The sequence below is a fragment of the Aeromonas sp. 1HA1 genome, assembly GCF_029237385.1.
Classification (GTDB): domain Bacteria; phylum Pseudomonadota; class Gammaproteobacteria; order Enterobacterales; family Aeromonadaceae; genus Aeromonas; species Aeromonas popoffii.
Genome location: NZ_JAACGC010000194.1, coordinates 1 through 916, shown reverse-complemented (window position 1 = coordinate 916; position 916 = coordinate 1). Strand labels below are relative to the sequence as shown.

Sequence of the window (916 nt, the reverse complement as noted above, 5' to 3'; positions counted from 1 at the left end):
GATTGGCGAGGCCGATACCCTGGAAAAGCTCGAAGCCCTGCTGCCATGGAACGTCCCGCTGGAGCCGATTGCAAAAAAAGTGGCGCAATACGGTAAAGGCAAGTAGGTCGATTTAACGGCGCTTACCCGCAATAAGCGGACTAAAATAGTTGGTTATAATGTGTAGCGAAGCGGAACCTAACCAACTGTTTTAGTTCCGTTTAATTGCCTTGTTATATGCCAGCTTGAACAATATCTTGCTTGCACTTTTGCCATGCAACAATGTGATCCATATTTAATTCATTTACAGGCTCTACATGAAGCTCATTGAATTGAATATGATTTATAACTTTTAGAGCCAAAATTGATGGGTTAAATGCGAAAGTTAATAGCGCAGAAAATTTATCTCGATGTTTTTCTAAAAGTGCATCTATTTTTTCTTTTCCAAATTTGTGTTCAAAAATAAAATCTTGATCATTAATTGGAATCATCATATGTAGCACCCCTTGTGCTGCGGGATGACTAAGTTGGCATAGTTCAGAATAACAATCATAAAAATCTGAGTTTGTTTCTTCATCTAACTTTTTAACATAGCGTGCGGCTGTTTCTGCTTTATGAGAATCAGGCGCAGATTCACCACTATTTAATCTTCTAGCATGGGAATAGTGGATAAGTTGATTTTCTAAATCTGTGCATATATAGAAAGTCGGGGATTTTTGATTAATGGAACTATTAATATTTTTTATGTTTTTTGAAAGAGTGGTGCATAAATTTGATAGAGAAAAATAACTGTCGGCTGCTGACTCAATAAGACCTGACTCTTATACACAAATATTGTGAACTGATTGGCACTTTTCCCGATTTCCAGGATCTGATCTCCTATGTGACTCCCGAACATGGTAACGATCATGCTAACTTTTGCTCTTCATCGTGCGGC

General features: G+C 37.9%; 1 protein-coding gene. It reads right to left on the bottom strand.

The annotated features are described in order from the left end of the window. Positions 1-212: 212 nt before the first annotated feature. Complete coding sequence (locus tag GWQ22_RS21615) at positions 213-473, bottom strand: hypothetical protein (RefSeq protein ID WP_275931644.1); 261 nt, start codon at positions 471-473, stop codon at positions 213-215. Positions 474-916 lie beyond the last annotated feature (443 nt).

Excerpts from the sequence above, each read along its gene's own strand:
- GWQ22_RS21615 (WP_275931644.1), bottom strand. The coding sequence starts at position 473 with ATGATGATTCCAATTAATGATCAAGATTTTATTTTTGAACACAAATTT.